The organism is Acetobacter fabarum, assembly GCF_029069195.1.
GTDB lineage: Bacteria > Pseudomonadota > Alphaproteobacteria > Acetobacterales > Acetobacteraceae > Acetobacter > Acetobacter fabarum_A.
This window is the reverse complement of record NZ_JARDYK010000004.1, coordinates 117,669-140,522: the sequence shown is the minus strand read 5'-3', so window position 1 is coordinate 140,522 and position 22,854 is coordinate 117,669. Positions and strand designations below refer to the sequence as shown.

Below are 22,854 nucleotides of genomic sequence, written 5' to 3'. Positions count from 1 at the left end.
GTTTTTTGTGCCTGCCTATTCTGCGGCTATCGGGTAATCATCCACATCATCCAGCCCGTAATCAGAGAGCACAAAATTGCTCACCAGTTCCACCATTCTGGCTGAACGCTGGCTCAGATCCGCGCAGTCGGCAGAGGCAAGCTGGCTCATGGCCGATGTTTTTTCTGTCAGGTCACGCAGGGCGGCGGCCTCGCGGTGTGTCCCTTTAACGCTCTGCTGCTGACCACCCATTTCCTTGTTGATCTTGCAGATGGCGTTGTTCACCACCGCAATGCCTGCCCCGATATCGGAGAGGTCCTCCACCATCTGGTTCACGGCATCTGCCCCGCTGCGGATAACCGCTTCGTTTTTTTGCGCACTGGCTGCAATCTGGCGGGCGGCTTGGGATGTTTTAACCGACAGGTCCCGAATGGCCATGGCCACAACCGAAAACCCGCGGCCCATGGCCCCGGCCCGCGTAGCCTCCACATTGGCGTTAAGAGCCAGAAAGTTGGTCTGGGCCGCAATGCTCTGAATGGCGCCAACCAGATCGGCTATGGTTTTCCATGCGATTTGAATATCCGCCATGGTGGCGCGCACATCGTTCATGTTGGTATTGCCGCGCGCTGCGGCTTCCACACATTTGCGCGCGGCATGCTCGGCAGCCACCGTCTGCCCCGAAACATCGTCCAGCGAAGTCTCCAACGTGGCCGTAGCATTGGTCAGGCGATGAATGGAGCCGACCTGCGCCTCGTTCTGGCTGAGAATACGGGCATTACTCTTGCTGATGGAGGCGGCGGCATCCTCCACCTGTGTGGAAACCTCGCGAATGTCGGAGACCACGTCGTTCAGTCCGGTTTTGAGCTTGGCAAAGGCGGCAGCCAGCACGGGGGAGCGTTCGGCCACATCCCGCGCCAGTGTCGCACTCAGATCCCCTTCGGCCACGCGCTCAAGGGCCTGGGCAATCTGTTCCAGCGCCGAGCGCTCGGATGCGGCTTTCTGCCGCTCCTCCTCCAGCCGTGCAAGATAGGTGGAAATGACCAGATCCATATCCAGAAACGCGGCCTTGAGAATCGCCCCGATCTGGTGGCCCAGCTTTTCGCCCAGTTCGGCCTCGGCCTCCGCACGGCCAAAAGCGAAGCGCCGCCCACCCCGCACCCCCCGCCTGATCAGGCGGCGGCATATGGCATCCAGCAGCACGGCGTAGCCGTCTATATACCACCGTGGCTCCAGCCCTATGCGGGCATGGGCATGGCCAATCCGGGTAACATCACTGACGTAATCCGGCCCGAACTTGCCCGATAGAATGGTCTCCCAGTGCATCTGCTGCAAGGAGCGGGCCTTGACGGTAATGGCTTCGGTCGGGAAAAACCGCGCCAGTTCCGGCACATCCTGCACACGTTGATAAAATTCGGACAGACTCTCGTCCAGAATCTCGGCCATATCAGGGCGCATACCGGCCAGCGTTTCACGCTCATGCCGCTCTATGCCCATAAAAGACAGTCTGTCAGCTATTGAGGCAGGCTGCCAATGGCCAGCCCGCGCGTCCGAATTTTCCATAGTCGAGCCACCTTTTTTGGCCCCTCGACCGTTCAGAGCATGGCGTTGGTATCAAACTCCTGTCCGGAACCTGCGGATGTTTCCAAGCCTTCCAGAACGGTTTCTGCAATCCCGACCAAGGGTGCAAGGGACAGATTGGTATCAAGAATAGCGCGGATGCCATAACGCTGTGCCTGAGCGGCAAGCCTTACAAACAACTCCCTGTCTTCATAATTGGTAGCCCCCGCATCCAGCGAATTCGCCTTCATGATCATGGACCACAAACGCTGGTTCTTGGTCAGGGCCTTCAACCGAACGGAGGGGTCGGAACTGGCGGATGCCGTTTCCAGCTCTTCGATCAGCAGTCTGAAGCAGGTTGCATCGGCCTGTCGGTCCGTCAGGGAATACCCTGCCACATTCTGATAGGCACGCATTGCAGGATGGATCATGATTGCACCATATTTTTATTGGCTGTTCCCGCCAGCAAGGGCAAAAATCAGCAATGTGTGTATGCCATTCATTCTACACCCGGCGTTAGAGCGTGACCAGTGCTACCTAACGGAACCCGCACGCCAAGTGGTGGCAGGAATTTATAAAAATTTTCTATACTTTTGCCGATTCTTCGCCATACCGGGCATCAATCTGCAACACGCTCGCGTGAGCGCGTTATACGGCGCGCAGCAAAAAGGCCGGGCACACATGCACCCGGCCTTTCTGCTACGCACAAGCACCTCCTTCGAGGTGGAACACATATCCTAGAAGTCCGTCCAGTCGCCAGCCGAGCTGCTTTCCAGCTGGCGCGAGGGGGTGGGTTTGCCTGCCCCAAGGGCCGCAGGCCGGCGGGGCGTGCGGGCCGGGTTGGCCAATGCCGGACGGGCCGAACCACCATGAGGTCTGGCCAGTGCAGGGCCAGCACCGGGCAGGGTAAAGTGGCCCACCACACTCACCAGATTAGCTGCCTCGGTCTTGAGGTTATGGGCCGCAGCCGCAGTTTGTTCCACCATGGCGGCATTCTGCTGGGTTGTGGCGTCAATATGGGTAGCGGCGGCATTGACCTCGCCCAGACTCCCCACCTGCTCGCGGGCCACATTGGCGATGTTGCCCGCATGGGTGGTAATGGCTTCCACCTGCCCGGCCACCAGCCTGAGTTCCTTGTCCGTCTGTTCCACAAGGCGCACGCCCTCGGTCACCTGCCGGGTGGAAATCTCAATCAGGCTCCGGATATCGCGCGAGGAGGTGGAGGAACGCTGCGCCAGTGCGCGGATTTCGGTTGCGACCACGGCAAACCCGCGCCCTGCATCACCCGCGCGAGCGGCTTCCACCCCGGCATTCAGGGCCAGCAGGTTGGTCTGGAAGGCAATGTCATCAATAATGCCAATAATGGCGGACATTTTGGCCGACGAAGTTGCAATTTCCTGAATCGCGGACATGGCCGACAGCATGACCTTGGTAGAACGCTGCACGGCGGCATGGGCGCTCTGTGCTGCATCACGCGCTTCCTGCGCAGCTTCGGCCTGATTATCCACACCGTTTTTAACACTGGTTATGGAAGCCGTCATCTGGCCCATGGCCGCAGCCTGCCGCTCGGTTCTCTGGGCAAAATCCTGCGAAGCTTCGGCAATTTCCAGCGACCCGCCCTGAATGAGGGCCGAAGCTGCCGCCACATCGGCCATAGCTTCGGACAGGGAGACCACGGCCTCGTTAAAATCACGGCGCAGGGCATCAAACTCTGGCGCAAAGGGAGATGTAAACTGGAAGGCCAGATTACGATCCGCCAGTGTGCGCAGCCCTTTACCCAGTTCCACAATCATGCCGTTCTGCTCTACGGCCCGCTGCTGTGTCAGCTCACTCAGGCGCTGCTGTTCGTCGGCGCTGTCCTGCGCAATTTTTTGCAGATCAAGCTGCTTGACCAGCGCAGCGCGGAAGGTGGTCAGCGCTCTGGCAAGCCGCCCGGCGCAATCCGACCAGTCAACATACGGAATTTTCTCATCCAGCTTGCCTGCTGCAATGCGCTCGGTCAGGGCTGTAATGGTCTCAAACGGTGCGGCAGCAAGGTTGGTGAGCACCCAGCGGGCCAGAAATACCATGAGAGAACTGACCACAAAACCGCCCAGACCCAGATAACGCTGCACAGTCAGCGGCAGGTCCAGTTCGGAGCTGACAAGCTGCATCAGTATCTGTAAAATCATGTAGGCTTGCAAAAAGGCCATGACGATGGAAATTTTCCGTCTCAGGGGCGCTCTCTCGGTAAACCAGGCCAACATACTTTTCCACCTCAATGCCAGTTATTGCATAAGGCATAACCGATTTTACCCCCGGTTCGTCAATTTAACGTTAAGAAATATGTTAAATTTAATCTAACCATAACTCCCGCACCCCACCACCATACCGCTTGGCCGGAGACAAAAAAAAGGGGCATGGCAGCGCCACGCCCCACCACGCCCTATGACCCGGTTGAGGGCGTATCCGCATTCTTGCTGGACGAAGACTTGGACGCGTTGGACACGTTGAGCAACTGGCTCATGGGGATTGTGGCCCCACCCATCTGCACCTGCATGTCGTTGGCACCGGTCTGGATACCGGTAATGGTACCCGTAACGGTAAAGGGAACATCGGACGTATTGCCCGCTGAATCCATGGTTTTGACTGCAACGCTGTAAGCACCGTCGGACAGCTTGTTGCCTTTGTTGTCCGTGCCATCCCATGTCCAGGTATTGGTGCCGCTGCTGGCGCTAACCAGAGCGTCCTTGACAATGGTGCCACTTGCATTGGACACGGCGATAGCCACGGTCTGCCCCGAACTTCCCTTGTAGTTGAGGGTCGCCGAGCTGTTCTGCAGCGGCAGGGTAGTGCTGCTTGCCGTAGCCTGCGAACCAACCAGTGCGCTATCCGCACTCAGCTGCCCGCTCTCGTTCAACGAGATGAGCGAGGAAAGCTTGGCGTTGGTCTGCACCTGCTGTTCAACCCCGGCAAACTGCACCAGTTCGCTGGTAAATGAGTCCGAGCTCATGGGGCTGCTGGGGTCCTGGTGCTGGAGCTGCGTGGTCAGCAGGGTCAGGAAGGTGGTGTAGTTATTGGCAAGGGAAGACAGCGCAGCCGTACCTGACGTGGAAGACGAGGCCGAGGTCGACAGTCCGGACGTAGCCGCAGAACTCTTGGCCGTTGCTTCCGCTGCCGAGAGCAGGGAGTACTCGTTGGTTGTCAGTGATGTCGAGGACATGTGCCCGCTTCCTTCCTGTCTGCCTGTAACGCGCCCGGGTCAGGCTGTAATATTAACCCCACGTCCATCATACGAGCGCGTAGTAGGGGCAACCGCCCCATCCACCTGCGCCTGATCCGTTGCCAGACCCTGTATGGCTGGCTGGGACCTGCTGGCCCAGACGTTCCCGCCCGAGGGCTGGTTACCGCCCTGCCCGGCACTGGTGCCCGCTCCGCCAAAGGCTCCGCCTGCCGTGCTGCCATTATCCTGCTGACTGGCGGTGTTGCTGGCATCGCTCGCACTCACAACATCAATCTTGATCTGCCCTACGTTTACACCCGCCGCATCCAATGCTGCAACAAGCTCGTGCCGTGTGTTGGCCAGATGGTGCGCGGTTGCGGCGTCCTCGCTTTGCAGCACAACGCCAGTGGTCACGCCATCACTCCCCTGTACGCGCACATGGACAGGGGTGGAATCGGCGGTCATGACGGTCATGGACATCCCCGTATCCGCACTGGCGAGGGAGAACAGGCCCGTAGTCGCCCCATCTTCCGTTGTGGAGGCGGAGAAGGCCGCAACCTGCGCAGGAGCGGCCTGCGGGGAACGCCCGCCATCCAGCAGCGCCGAACCCAGCGTGGAAGCAAAGCTGGAACCCCCCTGCGCGGCCTCCTGCGCCAGTGTGCTGGTCGAGGCCGCACCATCAGCCAGCACTGCCTGCCCTTCCGCCTCCGCCCCGTTACCCGACTGGTCGGAAAAACCGGACGGGTTCTGCCTCGTGGCCTCCTGCACAGCGCCGCCCAGCGCGACCATGGCTGTTGTAGCGCCAGATGCCAGACCACTGGTGGCATCTGGCGTCAGGGAAAGCCCGGCAACCCCGTCCTGCGCCTGTGCGCCAGACCCGGCAGTGCGGGTGACGCTTACATTGCTCACCGCCGCGGCAACCTGCTGGAGCGTAAACGCCACCTGCCGGGCCGCATCTGTGACCGTACCCGTGGCTGTGGCTGTGGCCTGTGCGCTGGCAGCCTGACTGGCAGCACTGGCAGCAGCAAGGGAAATGGCATGAGCAGTAGCATGCTCACCAGTACTGTCTGTGCCCATAACCGCGCCCGAAGCCGCACTGGCAGTAACGTTCTGGACTACTGTGGCCTGTGCCACCGGTGTAGCCTGCGTGCTGCCCAAAGCCGACAGGCTGGCAGAGCCAGCCCCTGCAGCCCGTGTAGCAGGCTGCGCCACGGCAGAGGCAAGCCCCACGGGCAGAGCACTCAGAGGCTGAACCCCCAGACCCGCAATCAACGAGACAGAGCCGCTCTGCCCGGCAGCGGAGGGCAGGCTCTGTGCCCCAGACGCATCTGCCGCAGCCTGAACAGCGCCTTGCAACACACCGGACGGAGCCAGCGCCCCCGCACCCTGCCCTGTGCCGCCCTGTACGGACGCCAACAGGGGGGAGGCTGCCTGTGCGGCTCCACCCTGCGTGCTGTCTGCCCCTGTTGTTGTGGCATCGGTCCCGGCCTGCGCTCCGGCCACGCTCGGGGCAGCGCCCTGCGCCGTGGCAGCACCCTGCATGGCCATCTGCAGCAGCATTTCCGCCGTGCTCCAGACCGTTGTACCCTGCCCGGCATCCGCTGTAGCGGCACTGGTGGTAGCCGCTGCACTGTCTGCACTGTCTGCCGCAACCGTTGCGTCATGATCACGACGGCTGTCGGGCTGGCTTTTCTGGCCTCTGGCGGGCTGGGTCTGGGCGGTTGTCGCGGCGTTGCTGGCACTGGCCTTACCTGCCTGTGCGCTGGCTGTTACACGGGTATGTTTTGCACCCGCCACCGTATGCGTACCGGGTTGGGCAGGGGTGGCGCTGCTCTGGCTGGAGGTATCGTCCGCGGTGGTGTCGGTCTGGTCCGTATCCGCCTGCTGTATGCTGCTGGCCGCACTGGTGTTGCCGGGCTGGGTCGTGGTCGCCTGCGTGGTGGTGGCAGGGGCGGACATGCTTTTGAGCACTGCCGCAAAACCGCTGCCCTGCCCGGACGCACCGGGACCAGCAGATGTGGTGCTACGCGACGTAATGGCGGCCAGCAGGGAGGAGAGGGGGGCTTCCTGCGCGTTTTCGCTCAGGTTGGACCCGCTTGTAGATTTGATACCCATTATTTGCTCCCTCCCGCCAGCGGACGCACCGCCAACATTCCCTTACGCTCAGGCCGCTGCGGCCGCGCCGGGGTTGGTCGCCTCGGACAAGGCCGAATCCAGCTCGGCAAAAGTTGGCATAAACGCATGGGGGATATCCTTGCGCCCGATTTCCGCGCAGATCTGCGGTGGGTTGCCTTGCAGATGTGCCACAAATACCGTGCGGATCAGGTCCTGGTACCGTGCGTCCTGCATGATCACATCACGCATCCTAGACGAAAGTGGGGCCACAACGCCATAAGACAAAAGCACGCCCAGAAAGGTGCCAACAAGCGCGCCTGCGATCATCTCACCCAGAATGACCGGTGGCTTGCTGATGGACGCCATGGTTTTGATAACCCCGAGCACGGCGGCCACAATGCCAAGGGCTGGCAGGGCGTCTGCAATGCTTTGCAGGCTTTCGGAGGTATGCAGCTCTTCGCTCAGGTTCTTTTTGAGCTCGCGCGCCATGACCTCATCAAGCTGGTAGGCGTCATCCATGTTCAGACTGACCAGACGCAGGTAATCGCAGATCAGCGCACGGGTGGGCACATCATCCCTCACATTGGGGGAAAGGGCGAAAATGCTGCTGTCATTCGGGTTTTCAATATGTTCTTCAAGCGCCATGTTGCCCTTGGCCTGCGCAAGCCGCATGAAGCGGAACAGCGTGACCAGCAGCTCCGTATAGGCCGCCTTGTTGTAGCGTGGCCCCTTGATAGTGCGGCGCAGATAGTGCGGGAACTCCTTGAGCACGTCCTTGGAATTGGACATGACAAAAATACCCACCGCAGCCCCCAGAATGGTCAGCAGTTCGAATGGCATGGACATGATAAGGGGAGCCAGCGCCCCCCCGGATGCCACAAACGAACCAAATACGCAGAGCAGCGCAAAAATGAGCCCCCCGATGAACAGCATTTAACGATCTCCACTTCCATCTACTTGCACCAGACGGGCACACTGCCTGCGGCACGGTCATCATCGTGTTACGGGCGGGCTACTGCGGCGCGGGTGTCCACGTATCCTGCGAGGGTTGAAAAGGCTGGTCCACTGGCGGCTGGGTCTGCTGACCCTGCGATGCGCCGGGCCGCGTTACGCTACGCACCCGCACACCCCGGTGGCGCCGTGCGGCGGGTGCGGCCGGTGGAGCGGGAGCCGGAGTGGCCGGTGCCACTGCCGGAGCCGCAGGGGCGCGGGCCTGACCGCCTGCGGGTGCGACAGGCACATTCCCTGCCGGGGCCGGGGCCGCAGGGGTGGCGGCAGGCTGGCCTGCCTGCCCGGCAGAAGGCTGCTGCACTGCGGGGGCACCCCCACCGGCGGTCAGCGGCACAATAGCCGCACCACCAGCCTGAGGATTAACAAAGCGGCGGTGCAGGATCAGCACCACGCGGCGGTTGGCGGCGGAGCCGGGGTCTGCTGGCAATGCAAGGTCCCGGTCCGCACGGCCTGATACGCTCAGAATATTGCGATCCGGGTAGCCTGCCCTGACCAGCACCTCCCGCGCGCCATCGGCCCGCAGGGCAGACAGGGTCCAGTTGGACATACCCGAGCCATGCTTGGTGCTGCGGTACTGATCCGCATCCGTATAACCCACAATGGAGAGCTGCTCCGGCATGGGCGCCAGCCACGCACCAATCTGCTCGAGCATCTTGCGCCCGGCAGCGTTGGGGGTGGCGGAGGCCGTATCGAACATGGGGGTATTGTTGGCATCGCGCAGTTCAATACGGATATCATCCCGCCCGAAGGAGACGGACATGTTCTTGGCCGCTGCCTGCGTATCGGGGTTCTGCTCCACGGACTGTTCAAGCCCCTGCACCATGCTGTCGATCTTGGACTGCTCGGCCGCAGCGGCCACGGGGTTATCCACGCCAATGGTGCCAATGCTCTTGCCTCCCCCGCTTTCCGGCCCGCCAACAGGAATAATGGCGGGGGATGCGGGGTTCAGGTGCGCCTTGAGCCCACGGGTGATATTATCGGGTGACCCGCCCTCTTCCGAGCGGCGGGGAGCATCCTTGGCACCGGGCTGCTCACCACCATCATCCTCAGGGGCATCCCCATCCTTGACCTTGCGCAAGGTGGTCCCTGCGGTCAGGGGAGAGGGCGATGTTTCGAGCATGCCGTTAGAGGAGCCAAGGCGGGTATCCTTTTCCGCCATGGGGTTGAAGAACTGCGCAATACCCTTGCGCTGCTCCTCTGTTGTCGCATTCAGCAGCCACATGACCAGAAAGAACGCCATCATGGCCGTCATGAAGTCGGCGTAAGCAATCTTCCATGCGCCGCCATGATGACCCGACTCGCCCGAATCACTCACACGTTTGATAATGATGGGCCGTTTTTTGTTATCTGGCATGTGGTGTTATTGCGACCTTAAGCGCCCTTGTGGTGAACCATGCCAACACGGCAGCCCGGCTTGCCGTGGAACGCGGCGCGGCCTGCATGTGTCAGATTGATGGAGGTATCCAGCCAGACTTCTCCGCCGATTTCGCGCCAGCGGCGGCAGAAGGTAAAGTCCTCGCTCTGGTAGGTTCCGGTTTCGGGGTCGATGCTGCCGTCGAACAGGGCGTAGGCGGTGCTGCCTGTTTCGCCATTGGCGGCGTCTATGCGGGAGTAGGCTGTTTCGGGGTAGGCCCTGACCATGCGCTCAAGCGCGCCACGGCTGATCAGCATGAACCCCGTACCCGCGTAATGGGTTTTAACCATCGGGCCTTTTTCAATCTGCTGGTGCATGGCCTCGGTCTCGCCCACATAGCGCAGGGATGCGGTCTCCTGCGGTTCACCGTGGAGCATGTTTTCCTGCGTGGTCTTGTCCCAGAAATACTGGCGGATCGGGTAGGCTCCGGCCACCACATCCTTGCCAGCAGCCAGCAGGCGGGCAGGTGCCTCGGCCGGGAAGCCAATATCGGCATCAATGAACAGCAGATGCGTTGCGTCAGACAAAGTCAGGAACTTGTGCGTCAGGGTATTGCGCGCACGGCTGATCATGGCGTCATCCCCCAGCAGTGACAACGTCATGGGAACCTGTAGCACACCAGCGCAAGCAATGATGGATTCCATATACTCCTGCGTCACCATTCCGCCAAAGCACGGGGTCGCAATAAAAATTTTTGCGGGTTGCTGCTCTGTCTGTTGCATACGTTTTCCTAATCACTCACGAGTGTGGGGAGAAACGGGTCGCATGGTACACGATCACTGTCAGCCCCTTATGATCTGTAAGCGATAGCGGGCGCACTCTGCTTTCTCAAGGATCAAACATAAGAAAAGAGCCATTTGCCATCGTTTTTTCATAGCTTTGACGTTTATGGTCGCCAAACCATGAACCCAGCCCGAACTTATGGAAAAAACCTGCGCGCACGCCGGGCCAGATCGTCCAGCTCCGCCTGTTCGCGCCGGGCCAGCAAAGCGCGCTCCTCCTCCTCACGCCTGTCCAGCAGGGTCTGCGCGGCCTTGAATGCGGCGTTGGCCTGAATCAGCTCCTCACGCACCCGCATGGAATCAGTCCGCGTTTTGCGCACCACCTGTTCGGCCCGCGCCACGTTTTCCTGCGCTATGGGCAGCCACAGGCGGAAAGACTCCCGTCCGGCATCGCCCTCGGCCTCATCACGCTCCAGTTCAATCTGGGTCAACTGCCGCTCAAGCTCGGCCAGAGCAGCACTTTCGGCCGCCAGCGCACGGGCCATGCCCGCGCGGGCCTCATCCACCTCTTTTTTGCGCACACGGATAAGTGCCCGAAGCGAGCGGATTCGCGCACTGCTCATACAGGGTCAGCTACGATAATGCGCCCCGCAGGGCGTCAAAACTTTCCGGCAGGGTCGCGCGCTCGCCCTTGCGCTGCTTCAGCATTTCCTCCACCGCCGGAGCGACGCGAATGGCTTCATCCACACGCTGGTCGTTGCCGGGACGGTACGCGCCAAGGCGAACCATGTCCTGCATCTCATCCCAGGTGGACAGGCAGGAGCGGGCTTGCAGCACAAGCTGGTTTTCCTCCTCTGTCAGGCATCCGGGCACGGTGCGCGAGAGCGAGCGCAGCACATTGACTGCGGGGTAACGGCCTGATTCCGCAATACGGCGCTCCAGCACCACATGCCCGTCCAGAATACCGCGCACGGCATCGGCTACGGGTTCGTTCTGGTCATCCCCCTCCACCAGCACCGAGAACATGGCGGTCATCTGCCCTGCATGGCCGTGCTCATCCATAAGCCCCGGACCTGCACGTTCGAGCAGGCGGGGCAGTTCGGCAAAAACGCTGGGCGGGTAGCCGCGCGTGGCCGGTGGCTCGCCCGAGGACAGGCCAATCTCGCGCAGGGCCTGACAGAAGCGGGTCACGCTATCCATCAGCATCAGCACCGATTTGCCCTGATCACGGAAGTGCTCGGCCACGGCCATGGCGGCATAGGCTGCCTCACGCCGCATAAGGGGGGATGTATCGGACGTGGCAACCACCACAACGGACTTGGCCAGCCCCTCCGGCCCCAAATCATCCTCCACAAACTCGCGCACTTCGCGCCCACGTTCACCTACCAGCGCAATAACCGCCACATCGCAGGCCGTATCCCGCGCAAGCATGCCCATAAGGGTGGACTTACCCACGCCCGAACCCGCAAACAGGCCAAGGCGCTGGCCCTCGCGGCAGGTGGTAAACAGGTTCAGTGCGCGCACCCCAAGGTCTATGCGTGGGCCAAGGCGCGCGCGCATGGCCGCCTCGGGCGGGGCAGCATGGAGCCGCTGGGCCGTACCCTCCGAGGGAAGCGGGCCTTTACCATCCATCGGGCGGCCCATAGGGTCCACCACCCGGCCCTGCCAGCCAGCGTTGACCATGAGCGTACCCCCCGCCCTGCGGCGGCGCTGTTCCTGATCATACAGTAAAAAGGTTGCCCGGCAGCCCGAGCCAATGCCCTCCAGCGAGCCAAAAGGCATGGCAATGGCGATATCCTGCGCAAAAGCCACAATTTCGGCCTGCGTCTGCCGCCCATCCAGCCCATAAATGGTCACGCGGTCGCCTACGCCGGTAAAATCCCGCAGCCCGCTCAACGAAACCGACAGGCCCGAAAGCCCGGTTACCCGCCCTTCCAGCAGCCCAACCGGCACATCATGCCGGGGGCTGGCAATAGCACCGCGCACTGCTTCCAGCACACCGGAAAGAGCGGATACGGATGCCTCGACAGACGAGGGGGATTGCGGGTCCAGACTCACGTTACCAACCAACCAGATGCCGTGTTATGCAGCACCGCCCAAAAGGATAGGGGCGGACCAGCCTGCCTAGAACAGGCCGGAATAAAGATCGCCCGAGGAGTTATCCCCACCGAACAGGGAAAGGATGTCATCATCACTGCTCCCGCCAAACAGGTCGAGCATGGAGGCGGGAGTATCAGGCGTTTGCGGGTTGATCTGCAACATGGCCAGATACTGCTCCGCATACTGCTGGATCTGCTTGGGAGTGGACAGTTTGCTCAGGTCCACCTTCTTGGACAGCAGACGCACCTGCTGGTCATAGTCGAGCGCACCAAACTGGTCGGGGTTGTAGCCCGATACGGTCTCCGCCACCTTGAGCAGGGTCGGGTCCGACATAAGCTGCGACAGGGACGTAATGCTGCTCATGGTGCGGGTAAAATACAGGGCATTGCCCACGCCGTCATCACTCAGCGCCTTGCTGCCCTCGTACTGCCGCATCTGGTAGCTTTCCACAATGCTCTGGATCTTGTCGGACGTGAACGGTGTGGCGCTGACACTGCCCCCGTTAGCCCCCCATACCTTGAAGTCCGTCGCAAAGCTCTGCCACGTGGCATTACCCGAAGCACTGGCCAACGATGTGGAGGAGGTGGGGTCCTGCGTCAGCAGGGACTTCAGCAGCGTAGTCTCATTGCTAGACGCGTCAATCCCGAATGCGCCGGAGACCACACTCAGCACGGCGGTATTGCCCAGCAGGGCCGAGGCGGTGGTAATGGAACCTGCCGCGTTTGCAAAATTCGCAACGCCCGACTGCACCAGCGCATTGGTGTTGCTCTGGAAGCTGGCATTCAGAGACGCCACAAAAGACGAGGACATAATGGCGCCCTGCCCGTTGTTCTGCCCCCATGCCCTGAACGCCTGCGCAAAGGTCTGCCACGCCGTATTCCCCGATGTCTGGGCCAGCGATGTTGCGGAATCCGGGTCCTGCGTCAGCAGGGTCTTGACCACTGCGGGATCGGCGGCAAGGGAGCCCAGACCATAAGCTCCCAGAACAACCTGCAATGCGCTGCTGTTGCCAAGCAGACTGTTAACCGACGTAATGGCCGCTGCATCGCCTGTGAAGGACGCAATCGCACTGGAAGTACCGGTGTTGATGACATCCGCATATTTGGCGGCAATGGAACTGATGGTCGCAGCGGTAAATGGCGTGGAGGCGGCCACACCCTTGTTCTGCCCCATGCTTTTGAAAGTCGTGGCGAAGTCCTGCCAGGCCGTACTGCCCGAAGCCTGCGCCAGTGATGTGGAGGAGGTGGGGTCCTGCGTCAGCAGCGCGGTCAGGATGCTGCTGTTATCCGTGCTGGAATCCAGCCCATAGGTGGACATGACCATGGAGAGCACGGTCTGGTTGTTCAGCAGGTCGGAGGCGGAGGTCATGGTCGCGGCCTCGGCCGTGAAGGCATTGATATTGTTATTAACCGCCGAATTAACCGCAATGCTGTAGCCTTGGGTAATGGTGGTCATGGTGGTGCTGGTAAACGGCGAGGCGCTGGCCGTGCCGCCATTTTTGCCCATGTCCTGAAAGGCGTTGGCGAACAGTTGCCACGCTGCATTGCCCGATGTCTGCGCCAGCGATGTGGAGGAGGTGGGGTCCTGCGTGAGCAGCGCGGTCAGGACCGGCGTATCCCCTTCCAGCGCATCCATGCCATACGCGCTCAGCACAACATTGAGCACGCTCGTATTGGCCAGCAGGGCAGACGCGGTGGTAATACCGGGTGCGGCATTATTAAAAGTCGCAAGATCGCTCTGAAGCGATTTGCTCGTATCCGTCTGGTATTCGTTGATAATGGACGTGATGGAGGAGGAAGTCAGCGGGGATGTCTGCACACTCCCACCGCCCTGTCCCCACGTCTTGAAGGCATCGGCAAAGGCCAGCCACGTGGCATTGCCCGACGATTTGGCCAGCGACGAGGAGGAGGTCGGGTCCTGTGTGAGCAGCTTTTTGACCAGCGCCGTGGCGGAAGAGTACGAACCCATGCCATACGCACCCAGCACCACGTTCAGGGCCGAGTAATTCTTCATCAGCCCTGCAACGGTGGTAATGGAGGCGGCGGCCTGCTCAAACCCGGCGGAGGCCTGTCTGGTGGTCACATCCGTTTTGGCATAGACGGAGGCGGCGGCATCTTCATTTTTCAGGGCCGTCAGATACTGGCTTACCGGCGAGATACCGCTAATGCTCATTAATCCAATCCTTTACGTGCTGCACACCAACGCCGGACCCTGTCGTACAAGACCCCAAAAACATATATTTCCGCCTAGCATACGATTTTGTCCCCGACAAAGCCACAGGAATATGCCCTGCCGGGTCTGCCCCGCCTCTCAAGGCTTTCCATGCGCCTGACTCTGCCGTATCCTTATACGCACCAGATGTATGGTCCCGTCGTGGCGGTTGTGTTGAACATGGTACAGCCAGCTACCCATTGCGCCCCGTTAGTGATCGCATTTTTTGCTCTCGCCACCAGCAGGAATCCTCGATGTTCAAGTTTTTCATCAGCAGCGACAAAACTCCGGACCAGAGCGAACGCTTTGTGCAGCTGAACGCGCATGTCCCCGATCTTGTACGCTCCGTTGGCGTGGACGAACATACCCTGGACACGCAGGCCATGCGGCAGATGAACCTGATTTCCGCCGAATGTCTGTTCTCACACGCAGCCTTTGCGCAGGCGCTCTCCCATGTTGCCTTGTGGGGTAATGTGGCCCAGCACCAGACGCCCGCCCATGTGTTTGAAAGCAGCGCCGTGCTGTGCGCCAATTTTGAGGCCGAAAGCACGCGCATTCTGGCCAGTCTGCCGGAGGACTGGGACTTTGTTCTCTGGGGCAGCACACCCGGCTCAACGCTCCAGTTTGATGTTCTGCCCGAGCTGGCCCTGTTCAATGGTGCGGTGCAGCCCCCCTACTCCGCCCGTGGCGCAGGCGCGCTGAGCGAAATGGAAGTCACCTCCCTCGCTTTTCCGCTGCTGTCGACCCAGAGCGTGTGCGGCTATGCCATTTCCCCCACAGGGGCCGAAAAAATGATCCGGGCGTGCCTGCCGCTGACCAGCACAACCGTACCCGCCACCAACCCCACGGATGGCAGCATGGCCGCACAGACGCTCCAGCAGTTGATGAGCCTGCATTACTCGACCATGCAGGCATTTGTCTGCGTCCCCCCCCTGTGCATGACAGACGCAGCCGCCCCCTCCCTTTAACCTTTTCAAAAACCACAGCACGGAACCCGCCAGATGCACACAGGCAGCTCCTTACCGGCCAAGGCCACACCCCGCCCCGCACAATGGCTGGCGCAGGCGGCAGCCGGGCTGCTCTGCACCGCACTTGCGGGGTGCACCCCCCCCGCCGCTCCGTATCTGGAAAAAGGGAAAACCCTGTCCGAAGCCGGGTTTATTGCCCATCCGGCCGATACAACCGCGCGTTATGCCATGATGAACCTGCTGCCACCGGGGCAGATGACCTACCGCCCCTCCCCCGATGGCCCGATCTACCTTTACGCGGACCCCATAGGGTGTGGCTGCGTGTATATGGGCTCGGAAACCGCGTTCAGAACCCTGCGCAACATGGCCACCGCAGAACTGCGGAACAAAAAAAAGCAGCCACCCTCCGTTGTGGATGAACTGGCTGCCATGACGGCAGAAAACCGCCGGGACACTTTCCTATGGGACTGGAGCGCCTGGTACGCCGGGGCTGACCCCGCAGGAAACCAGCCCCGCAAGGTCATGGGGGCCTACTGGTAAGGGCGGTCGCCTTACCCAGAAGTGTTTACACATCACTCCGCAGGGTCAGCGCCCCGGCGTGGCTATCCACCGTATAACCGCCAGATGCCCCATAGCCCGTGCGCTGTTCCTGCGCTGCATCATCCAGCACAAGCTTGATCAGCGTACCCTGAGCGGCAATGGCGCTTTGCAGCAGTTCCTCATTGGCGCGGACCAGAGTGTTAAACTGCGTGACCGCTGCCTCCATCTCCGGGCTTACACCAGCGCTGCGCTGCTCGGCGGTCAGGGGTTTGGTCTGCTCTGGCGGCAACAGCTTGCGCAGTGTTTCCAGTAATATGCGTTTGCGGGGCAACAGCGCTTCCACGTCCTGCCACTGGCCTGTTTTAAGCAGGGTGTTCTCCTGCTCCAGCAGGGTGCTTACGGCCTCGAATGCCTGCAACAGCCGTCCTTGCAGCTCCTGTGACGTATCGGTCATGCTTTATCTGCTTCCTGCTGGGCTTTTTCCTGCATGGCCAGCATCTGACGGTAAACGCTGTCAGCCAGCCCGATGCCGCCATTATTGGCGATCTGCTTCCCCATTTCCAGCACCTGCAACGACCGGAACTGGGCTTCCGCCGCCCCACCACCAAACAGGCCATTGGCGGTATCCACCGTGTCAAACATCGGCTGGAGCATTTCGCCTATGGTCATGCCTTCGAACTCGACGGCGGCCTTGCGGGTTTTTTCCAGCGCCTCCGCCTTCAGCCCGGACTGGGTGGAGGCGGTGTTCTGTGCGTTCGCAATCTGGGCCGCGCTCACATTGGCTACCGTGCTCATGCTCTGCCTACCTTACTTCCAGATCGGCCTGAAGCGCGCCGTCGGCCTTGATCGCCTGCAAAATACCAATCATGTCACGTGGGCCCATGCCCAGTGCGTTCATGCCCGCCACAAGGCTGGCCAGTGTTGGCCCCTCACGCAGAATACCCAGCCTGTGCGAATTTTCCGTGTTCACATTGGCCTGTGTCCGCGGCACCACCGCGGTCACACCATTGGAAAAAGGCGCTGGCTGAACCACCTCGGGCGTTTCGGTCACCTGAATGGTCAGGTTGCCCTGTGCAATCGCCACGGTGCTGATCCGCACGCTATCCCCCATGACAATGGTGCCGCTGGCCTCGTCCACCACAACCTTGGCCATGGTGTCGGGCTCGATCTGGAGGTCACCAATACGGAACAGGGTCAGCGATGCATTACGTCCGCTCAGGTCCACGGCAATGGTGCGCGGGTCATCCACCCGCGCCATGCGCGCACCAATGCTGCGGTTGATAACCTCGGCCACACGGGTTGCGGTGGTAAAGTTGGGGTTGTGGAGCGAAAGGTGGATCACCCCGGTTTCGCCCAGCTTGACCGGCACTTCACGCTCGACCACCCCGCCATTGGCAATATGCCCGCTGGTGGGAATGTTGCGTGTAACCGTGGCGGCCTGCCCGCCCGCCGTAAAGGCGTTGGTCACAAGGGAACCCTGCGCCACGGCATACACCTCGCCATCGGCCGCCTGCAGGGGGGTTACCAGCAGCGTGCCCCCGGTCAGGTCCTGCGCGTCACCCACGGCGGAAACGGTAACGTCTATCCGCCCGCCCCCATGTGAGAACGGTGGCAGGGTGGCGGTCACCATAACGGCCGCCACGTCATGCGTCTGCAACTGGATTTCTCGGTCACGGATGTTCACGCCAAGGCGGTTGAGCATGCTGATCAACGTCTCACGCGTGAAAATAATGTTGGTCAGACGGTCGCCCGTACCATGCAGGCCAACAACCAGCCCGTAGCCGACCAACTGGTTATCCCGCACGCCTTCATAATCCACAATATCCTTCACCCGCACCGTCACGGCGTGGGCGGGAGAGAGCGGGACAAACAGGGAAAGCATGAAAAACGCAGCCATAACGGCGCTGACCCACCGTGGCGCGCCAGACCGGCCCACCGTGCGATTCAAGGAACGGGCCGCCCTGCCACCATGCTGGCCGACCGCGCTGGTCTGCCCGTTGCTCGCCTTGAGGCGGTTCCTCATATACCTGTTTACCCCTGGTTGGTCAGCCCGGCACACTGTGCAGGCTCATCACGTCAGCTTGTGCCATAAGAATAGGCGCACGGGCCAGCACATTCAATGCCCATGTAACCCGCCACGACCCATGCCCAAAAGCCTTTTTTACCCACACCCCCGCTCCGCGGCATGGCGGAACGTAACATGCCCGGCCATACAGAGCACCCGGGATCATGCAAAATCATGGCATTATCCAGCCACCCACAAACGGAAGGACCAGAACCGCCGGATAAGACAGAGCATGCATGCACAGGGCCAGTCCAGACCATGAATCCTTGCATGATCCGTACCGCAGGACTACAATTGTGCGCAAAGCCGGTCAGGCAGGGCCAGTATTACTTGTGCACCATCCGGTAGAGTCTTTACATGACTGCCAAGGAACCACAACCAGCCAAGGAGCCAAGGGCCCCGTCATGCGGATAACTCCCGACCAGAGCCTCGCCAGACCGCGCATGACGCTCCTCCTCTCCCCCACCCTGCCCACGCGCTGGCTCCTTGCTGTTGCGGCTCTGGCCGGTGCTGCCCACATGACCGCAGGCGCCACGCAGGCTCACGCCCGCTCCGCCGAGGCGGGGCTGTGCACGGAGGCCACGGCGCAGGCCGAACGTAACCTGCATATTCCTGACGGGTTTTTGTCCGCCATGGGGCGGGTGGAAAGCGGGAAGCTCGAATCCGATGGAACGGTTTCCGCCTGGCCGTGGACAATCAACGCCGCAGGCGTTGGCCACCACTACAACAGTCAGGCCGAGGCCGTGGCCGCCGTGCAGAGCTTCCGCCAGCAGGGCATCATGTCCCTTGACGTGGGGTGCATGCAGGTCAACCTGCAACAGCACCCCGATGCCTTTGCCTCGCTCGATCAGGCGTTTGACCCGCTACGCAACGCCATGTTTGCAGGCAATTTTCTGCTCCAGATGTATGACAAGACCGGCAGTTGGCCACGGGCAGCAGCGGCCTACCACTCCCAGACCCCCGGCATAGGCACTCCCTATCAGTGGAAGGTGCTCGAAGCATGGGCCGTGCCGCAAAACGGGCGGGAAGAACCACAACTGGCGCAGAAATCGCCCCTTCTGCCGCAGATGTTCCCGCACCCCGTCATGCCCGCAATCCATCACGGCCCGATAATGGTGGCAGAAGCCAGCACCAGCGCGGGGCCGGATGGCATGCCCCAGATATCACACCCCAAAGTGTTCCATCCTTTTCAGGGCATGCGGAACTTTGTGGAACCCGGCCCTGTGGGGAACAGCCGGGGTGGCGGCATGCGCGGACGCTCCCTTGCCTCCTACCGGGCCGCCCCCGTAGCGCGGGCCAGTGCCCCGCGCATAGTCGCACAGGGGAGCGAATAAGGGTACGGGAACACCACGGGGGATAAGGGTGGATTAGTCCAGCGCACCCTTGCCCGGCTGCCATGTGGCGATCCATGTGCGCAGAGCCGCCCCCATCTGCTCGAGCACCGGCCCAAGTGTGCGCTCCTGCGCACGAAAAATACGCATGGTGGGGTACCAGAGGGAGGTTTCTCCCTCGTCCCCCCACCGCCAGCATCCATCCCACCGGCTGAGCAGCCACACGGGTTTGCCCAACGCCCCCGCCAGATGCACGACCGAGGTATCGACCGAAATCACAAGGTCCAGATTTTCAATCAGGGCGGCGGTATCGGCCATGTCACGCGCATGGTCCATGATGTCGCACACCGGCTGACCATGCCATGTGGCAAGGTCCTCCCGGCGGGGACCAAGCTGGAGGTTGACCAGCGTGGCGGCCACCGGCGTTATGGCGGCCAGCATCTGCCCCGCAGTTGTGGAGCGGCGCTGGTCGGTCAGCACATCCATGGCTTTTGTGCGCCGCCCTCCGGACCAGACCAGGCCAATACGGGGCCGCTGCACTGGCAGAAGTTCCGCCAGACGCGCAGTATCGGCTGGCACAGCGCCCAGATAGGGCACCTGAGCGGGAATATCGGCCGGTGTTTCCAGCCCCATGACAAAAGGCAGGTCGGGAATGGGCAGAATGGCGTCATACCCGGCCTGCTGGGCAAAATCCTGCTCTGTCACCACACGTATCTGAGGGAAAGCAAGGCTGAGCAGGCGGGTCAGTACCCTAGACACAACCAGCGTGACCCGCGCCCCCTGCGCCACCACCATAGGCAGGTAACGGATGAACTGGAGCGTATCGCCCAGCCCCTGCTCCTGATAGAAAACCAGATTCCTGCCCTGCAGGGCTTCCCCTTTTTGCAGACGTGGCAGGGACAGGTACCAACTGACCGTATCCTGCACCAGCCCTGTACGTGCAAAGTAATAGGGAGCGCCCTCTTTAAAATGCCCGGCTTTGAACAGGGCCATCGCATACCCCATACCCGCGCTGGCGTTCTGGGGGTCGTTTTCCAGCGCTTTTCTATGCCAGACCAGCGCCTCCTCCGAGCGGTTCAGGCGTTGCAGCACACAACCCATGCTATTGAGCAGCGCGGTCGTGACAGGTTTTTTATCCCTGAACCACGCATCCAGCACCATAAACCCTTCCTGCGTGTAGCCCGCATCCACCAGAGCCATCACCAGATGCTCGCACGCATCCTGATGGAGTTCGGGATGCTGCTGCATGATCTCGGTAAAAATGCGCAGGCCTGCGGCAACGTCCCCCTTGGTGACCAGCGCCGTAGCCAGAAAGACCTTGAGCTGGCCCATCTGGGGAAACGCGGTCAGCGCCTTGCCCAGAATGGCCACGACCATATCGTAGCGCATGGTGTAGGTGGCCAGCACATCGGCCGCGGCCAGCAGCAGGGGCAGGTTGTCCTGGTGCGCGGCAATAACGTCCAGCACAAGGCGTTCGCCCGCAACATACTGCTGCACCTCGAATATAAGCGTTGCCAGACTTTTAAGCCCCTCGGGGGTGGGGTTCTGTAACAGGGCCTGTCTGGCCTCCCACAGCCCTTCCACGGTCATGCCTTTAGGCAACCTGATGGCGGGAGCTTCTGCTGGCTGGTCCATTGGCTGGTCCTTTGTTGTCTCCACAGGCGCAGCCTGTGCGTCTAGAGCGTGGGGTGGGTGGCATGCCATGCGGCCACCCAGGTTTGCAGGGCTTCACCCATCTGGCGCAGCACGGGAGCAAAGGAGCGCTCCTGCGGGCGGAAAATACGCATGGTGGGGTACCATACCGTGGTTTCCCCCCTGTCCAGCCACCGCCAGCAGGCGTCCCACCGGCTGAGTAGCCACACGGGCCTGCCCAACGCCCCGGCCAGATGCAGGACCGACGTATCAACCGAAATCACAAGGTCCAGACTGGCTATGATCGCAGCGGTATCGGCCATGTCCGTTACGCTGTCCATCAGGTCGCAGATCGGCTGGCCCTGCCATTGCGCCATATCCTCCCGCGGGCTGCCAAGCTGGAGGCTGACCAGCGCTGCATCCACCGGTGTCAAGGCTCCTGCCATAACGGGCAGCGTGCTCGAACGGAGCTGGTTGGCCATAACATCCTGCGCGGATGTCCGCCTCTCCCCCGACCAGACCAGACCAATGCGTGGCCCCGCTGCTGGCAACCGGGCCGCAAAGCGCGCCACGTCCTGCGGGTCTGCGCGCAGGTAGGGCACCGTGCCGGGAATATCCGCCGCAGTCTGCATCTGGGTCACATAGGGCAGATTGGGAATGGGCAGGGCATAATCAAAGCTCTCATCCAGCCCGAACTGCACCGCGTCACGCACGGTCAGGTCCGGGTAGGACTGGCTGATCAGCCGCACGAGCGCATTGCCCACAGCAACAGTCACCCGCGCGCCACGCGCCACCAGCACCGTGGCAAAACGGATGAACTGGAGCGTATCGCCCAGACCCTGCTCCTGAAACAGAACAACCGTTTTACCCGCCACGTCATTGCCGGGCTGCAGGCGGGGGAACTGGGCGAACCATTTTGTAACCGATGTCAGCTTGTGGGACCGTTGCGCAAACAGTTCCCACCCTCTGGCGTAATGGCCCGCCTTGAGCGTGGCAATGGCCGCACCGAGCTGGATGCCCGCATCATGCGGGGCCATATGCAGGGCCTGCTCGTACCACGGCAGGGCTTCCTCCGCACGGTTGAGGCAGCCCAGCGCACACCCCACCGCGTTATACAGCGCTGGTTGCCCCGGCTCCTGCTGAATGGCGAACAGAAGGATGTTCAGCGCCTCCAGCGGGTAACCCATCCGCAGGAAAACCTGCGAAATCTGCACCGTGGCCACCACACGCTGGCTGGGATAGAGCTTGATGATGTCCGAAAAAAGCGCCGTGCCACCCGCCAGATCCCCGCTCACAATCAGGGCCTGAGCCAGCAGGATCTTGATGGCGGGATTATCGGGCTCCAGCAGCGTGGCCTTGCGCAGCAACGCCACCGCAATGTCGTAGCGGAAGACATGGGTGCTCAGCACAAAGGCGGCGACCAGCAGATAAGCCACGTTATCGGGCTCCCGCCGCACCATTTCCAGCGACAGCCTGACCGCCTCCCCCGCCAGTTCGGCCTGACACAGCTCCTCGCAGAGCTGGCCGACACTCATGGGGGTCGGATTTTGCAAAACGGCGTCTTTGCGGGCCACCAGCTTTTGCATATGGGCTTTTTCAGGTTCCCAAGTCGCTTTCATGTCGCCTTATCTGCATCCTGTGATCATGGTGGGTAATCTTACCCATACAGCCCGGACTTAACCATACCAAACCCGCCGCAATATCCGGAGCGGGAGGAGGCGTACACCCAGAACCATTTTCTGGCCTTGAATGATACTTGATGATAACTGTAATTGCAGGGCTCAGGCATGGCCCTGCATGGCGCTGCCGGTCCAGATACGCAGCAGGATGGACCGTCACGGAACACGCCACGGCCGTGCCACTCAAAACACAAAAGGGAACGTGGTTCTTGGATACTGCCGATGGCAACTCGGTCAACAAAGCCGCCGCGGGCAAACTGGCGGACAGGACCGCAGCCGCACGCCTGAGGTTTGCATCGGGCTCGCGCCTGCTGACCCACGCGGCAGG

Annotated in this window: 21 protein-coding genes; 4 read left to right on the top strand and 17 right to left on the bottom strand. The window is 61.3% G+C overall.

Translation table 11 applies throughout. The features are described 5' to 3' along the window. Positions 1-15: 15 nt before the first annotated feature. Both PY793_RS07500 and PY793_RS07495 read right to left on the bottom strand, forming a co-directional pair. Positions 16-1,539 carry a protoglobin domain-containing protein gene (locus PY793_RS07500; RefSeq protein WP_275177471.1) on the bottom strand — a complete coding sequence of 508 codons (1,524 nt, stop codon included), beginning with the start codon at positions 1,537-1,539 and terminating at the stop codon, positions 16-18. Between the two features lie 32 nt (positions 1,540-1,571). After that, positions 1,572-1,967: a flagellar biosynthesis regulator FlaF gene (locus PY793_RS07495; RefSeq protein ID WP_275177470.1), complete on the bottom strand. Its 396-nt coding sequence runs from the start codon at positions 1,965-1,967 to the stop codon at positions 1,572-1,574. Here PY793_RS07495 and PY793_RS07490 point away from each other — a divergent pair. Beyond that, a complete protein-coding gene (locus PY793_RS07490; RefSeq protein ID WP_275177469.1) occupies positions 1,966-2,277 on the top strand; it encodes a hypothetical protein in 312 nt (103 codons plus the stop codon). The genes PY793_RS07495 and PY793_RS07490 overlap by 2 nt on opposite strands. Here the strand turns inward: PY793_RS07490 and PY793_RS07485 are convergent. The 9 genes from PY793_RS07485 to PY793_RS07445 form a co-directional block, all read right to left on the bottom strand. Next, positions 2,274-3,728 carry a methyl-accepting chemotaxis protein gene (locus tag PY793_RS07485; protein WP_275177468.1) on the bottom strand — a complete coding sequence of 485 codons (1,455 nt, stop codon included), beginning with the start codon at positions 3,726-3,728 and terminating at the stop codon, positions 2,274-2,276. The genes PY793_RS07490 and PY793_RS07485 overlap by 4 nt on opposite strands. 233 nt (positions 3,729-3,961) lie before the next feature. Beyond that, positions 3,962-4,738: a flagellar hook assembly protein FlgD gene (locus tag PY793_RS07480; RefSeq protein ID WP_275177467.1), complete on the bottom strand. Its 777-nt coding sequence runs from the start codon at positions 4,736-4,738 to the stop codon at positions 3,962-3,964. A gap of 39 nt (positions 4,739-4,777) precedes the next feature. After that, positions 4,778-6,853 carry a hypothetical protein gene (locus tag PY793_RS07475; protein ID WP_275177466.1) on the bottom strand — a complete coding sequence of 692 codons (2,076 nt, stop codon included), beginning with the start codon at positions 6,851-6,853 and terminating at the stop codon, positions 4,778-4,780. Between the two features lie 48 nt (positions 6,854-6,901). Beyond that, a complete protein-coding gene (motA, locus tag PY793_RS07470) occupies positions 6,902-7,786 on the bottom strand; it encodes a flagellar motor stator protein MotA (protein WP_275177465.1) in 885 nt (294 codons plus the stop codon). A 79-nt stretch (positions 7,787-7,865) separates the two neighbouring features. Next, entirely contained in the window at positions 7,866-9,218 is a 1,353-nt protein-coding gene (locus PY793_RS07465) for a flagellar motor protein MotB (RefSeq protein ID WP_275177464.1), read from the bottom strand. Between the two features lie 17 nt (positions 9,219-9,235). Then, positions 9,236-10,000, bottom strand: coding sequence for a hypothetical protein (locus tag PY793_RS07460; protein WP_275177463.1), 765 nt, complete (start codon positions 9,998-10,000; stop codon positions 9,236-9,238). Positions 10,001-10,197: 197 nt separating this feature from the next. Next, positions 10,198-10,623: a flagellar FliJ family protein gene (locus PY793_RS07455; protein ID WP_275177462.1), complete on the bottom strand. Its 426-nt coding sequence runs from the start codon at positions 10,621-10,623 to the stop codon at positions 10,198-10,200. 10 nt (positions 10,624-10,633) lie between these two features. Continuing rightward, a complete protein-coding gene (gene fliI / locus PY793_RS07450; RefSeq protein WP_275177572.1) occupies positions 10,634-11,986 on the bottom strand; it encodes a flagellar protein export ATPase FliI in 1,353 nt (450 codons plus the stop codon). Between the two features lie 138 nt (positions 11,987-12,124). Beyond that, on the bottom strand, positions 12,125-14,272 hold the full coding sequence (locus PY793_RS07445) for a DUF1217 domain-containing protein (RefSeq protein ID WP_275177461.1): 2,148 nt from the start codon (positions 14,270-14,272) through the stop codon (positions 12,125-12,127). Positions 14,273-14,565: 293 nt separating this feature from the next. Between PY793_RS07445 and PY793_RS07440 the strand changes: the two genes are divergently transcribed. Together PY793_RS07440 and PY793_RS07435 are read left to right on the top strand one after the other, a co-directional pair. Then, positions 14,566-15,279, top strand: coding sequence for a glycosyl transferase (locus tag PY793_RS07440; protein ID WP_275177460.1), 714 nt, complete (start codon positions 14,566-14,568; stop codon positions 15,277-15,279). Positions 15,280-15,312: 33 nt separating this feature from the next. Further along, on the top strand, positions 15,313-15,819 hold the full coding sequence (locus PY793_RS07435; RefSeq protein WP_275177459.1) for a hypothetical protein: 507 nt from the start codon (positions 15,313-15,315) through the stop codon (positions 15,817-15,819). 25 nt (positions 15,820-15,844) lie between these two features. Here PY793_RS07435 and PY793_RS07430 read toward each other — a convergent pair whose 3' ends face one another. The 4 genes from PY793_RS07430 to PY793_RS07415 all read right to left on the bottom strand — a co-directional run bounded on the left by PY793_RS07430 (position 15,845) and on the right by PY793_RS07415 (position 18,050). Continuing rightward, positions 15,845-16,273, bottom strand: a complete 429-nt coding sequence (locus tag PY793_RS07430; RefSeq protein ID WP_275177458.1) for a hypothetical protein — start codon at positions 16,271-16,273, stop codon at positions 15,845-15,847. Continuing rightward, complete coding sequence (locus PY793_RS07425) at positions 16,270-16,614, bottom strand: rod-binding protein (protein WP_275177457.1); 345 nt, start codon at positions 16,612-16,614, stop codon at positions 16,270-16,272. Before PY793_RS07425 ends, PY793_RS07430 begins: the two co-directional genes overlap by 4 nt. Positions 16,615-16,621: 7 nt before the next feature. After that, positions 16,622-17,716: a flagellar basal body P-ring protein FlgI gene (locus tag PY793_RS07420; RefSeq protein WP_275177571.1), complete on the bottom strand. Its 1,095-nt coding sequence runs from the start codon at positions 17,714-17,716 to the stop codon at positions 16,622-16,624. A gap of 148 nt (positions 17,717-17,864) precedes the next feature. Then, positions 17,865-18,050 (bottom strand): hypothetical protein, encoded by a 186-nt coding sequence (locus PY793_RS07415; protein ID WP_275177456.1) that lies wholly within the window; start codon positions 18,048-18,050, stop codon positions 17,865-17,867. A 238-nt stretch (positions 18,051-18,288) separates the two neighbouring features. Between PY793_RS07415 and PY793_RS07410 the strand changes: the two genes are divergently transcribed. Further along, positions 18,289-19,218 (top strand): transglycosylase SLT domain-containing protein, encoded by a 930-nt coding sequence (locus PY793_RS07410; protein ID WP_275177455.1) that lies wholly within the window; start codon positions 18,289-18,291, stop codon positions 19,216-19,218. 33 nt (positions 19,219-19,251) lie between these two features. Here PY793_RS07410 and PY793_RS07405 read toward each other — a convergent pair whose 3' ends face one another. Then, the gene (locus tag PY793_RS07405) at positions 19,252-20,850 is read right to left on the bottom strand and encodes a tetratricopeptide repeat-containing glycosyltransferase family protein (RefSeq protein ID WP_275177454.1); all 1,599 of its coding nucleotides are present in this window, start codon (positions 20,848-20,850) and stop codon (positions 19,252-19,254) included. Positions 20,851-20,891: 41 nt separating this feature from the next. Next, the gene (locus PY793_RS07400; RefSeq protein ID WP_275177453.1) at positions 20,892-22,466 is read right to left on the bottom strand and encodes a tetratricopeptide repeat-containing glycosyltransferase family protein; all 1,575 of its coding nucleotides are present in this window, start codon (positions 22,464-22,466) and stop codon (positions 20,892-20,894) included. Between the last annotated feature and the right edge of the window lie 388 nt (positions 22,467-22,854).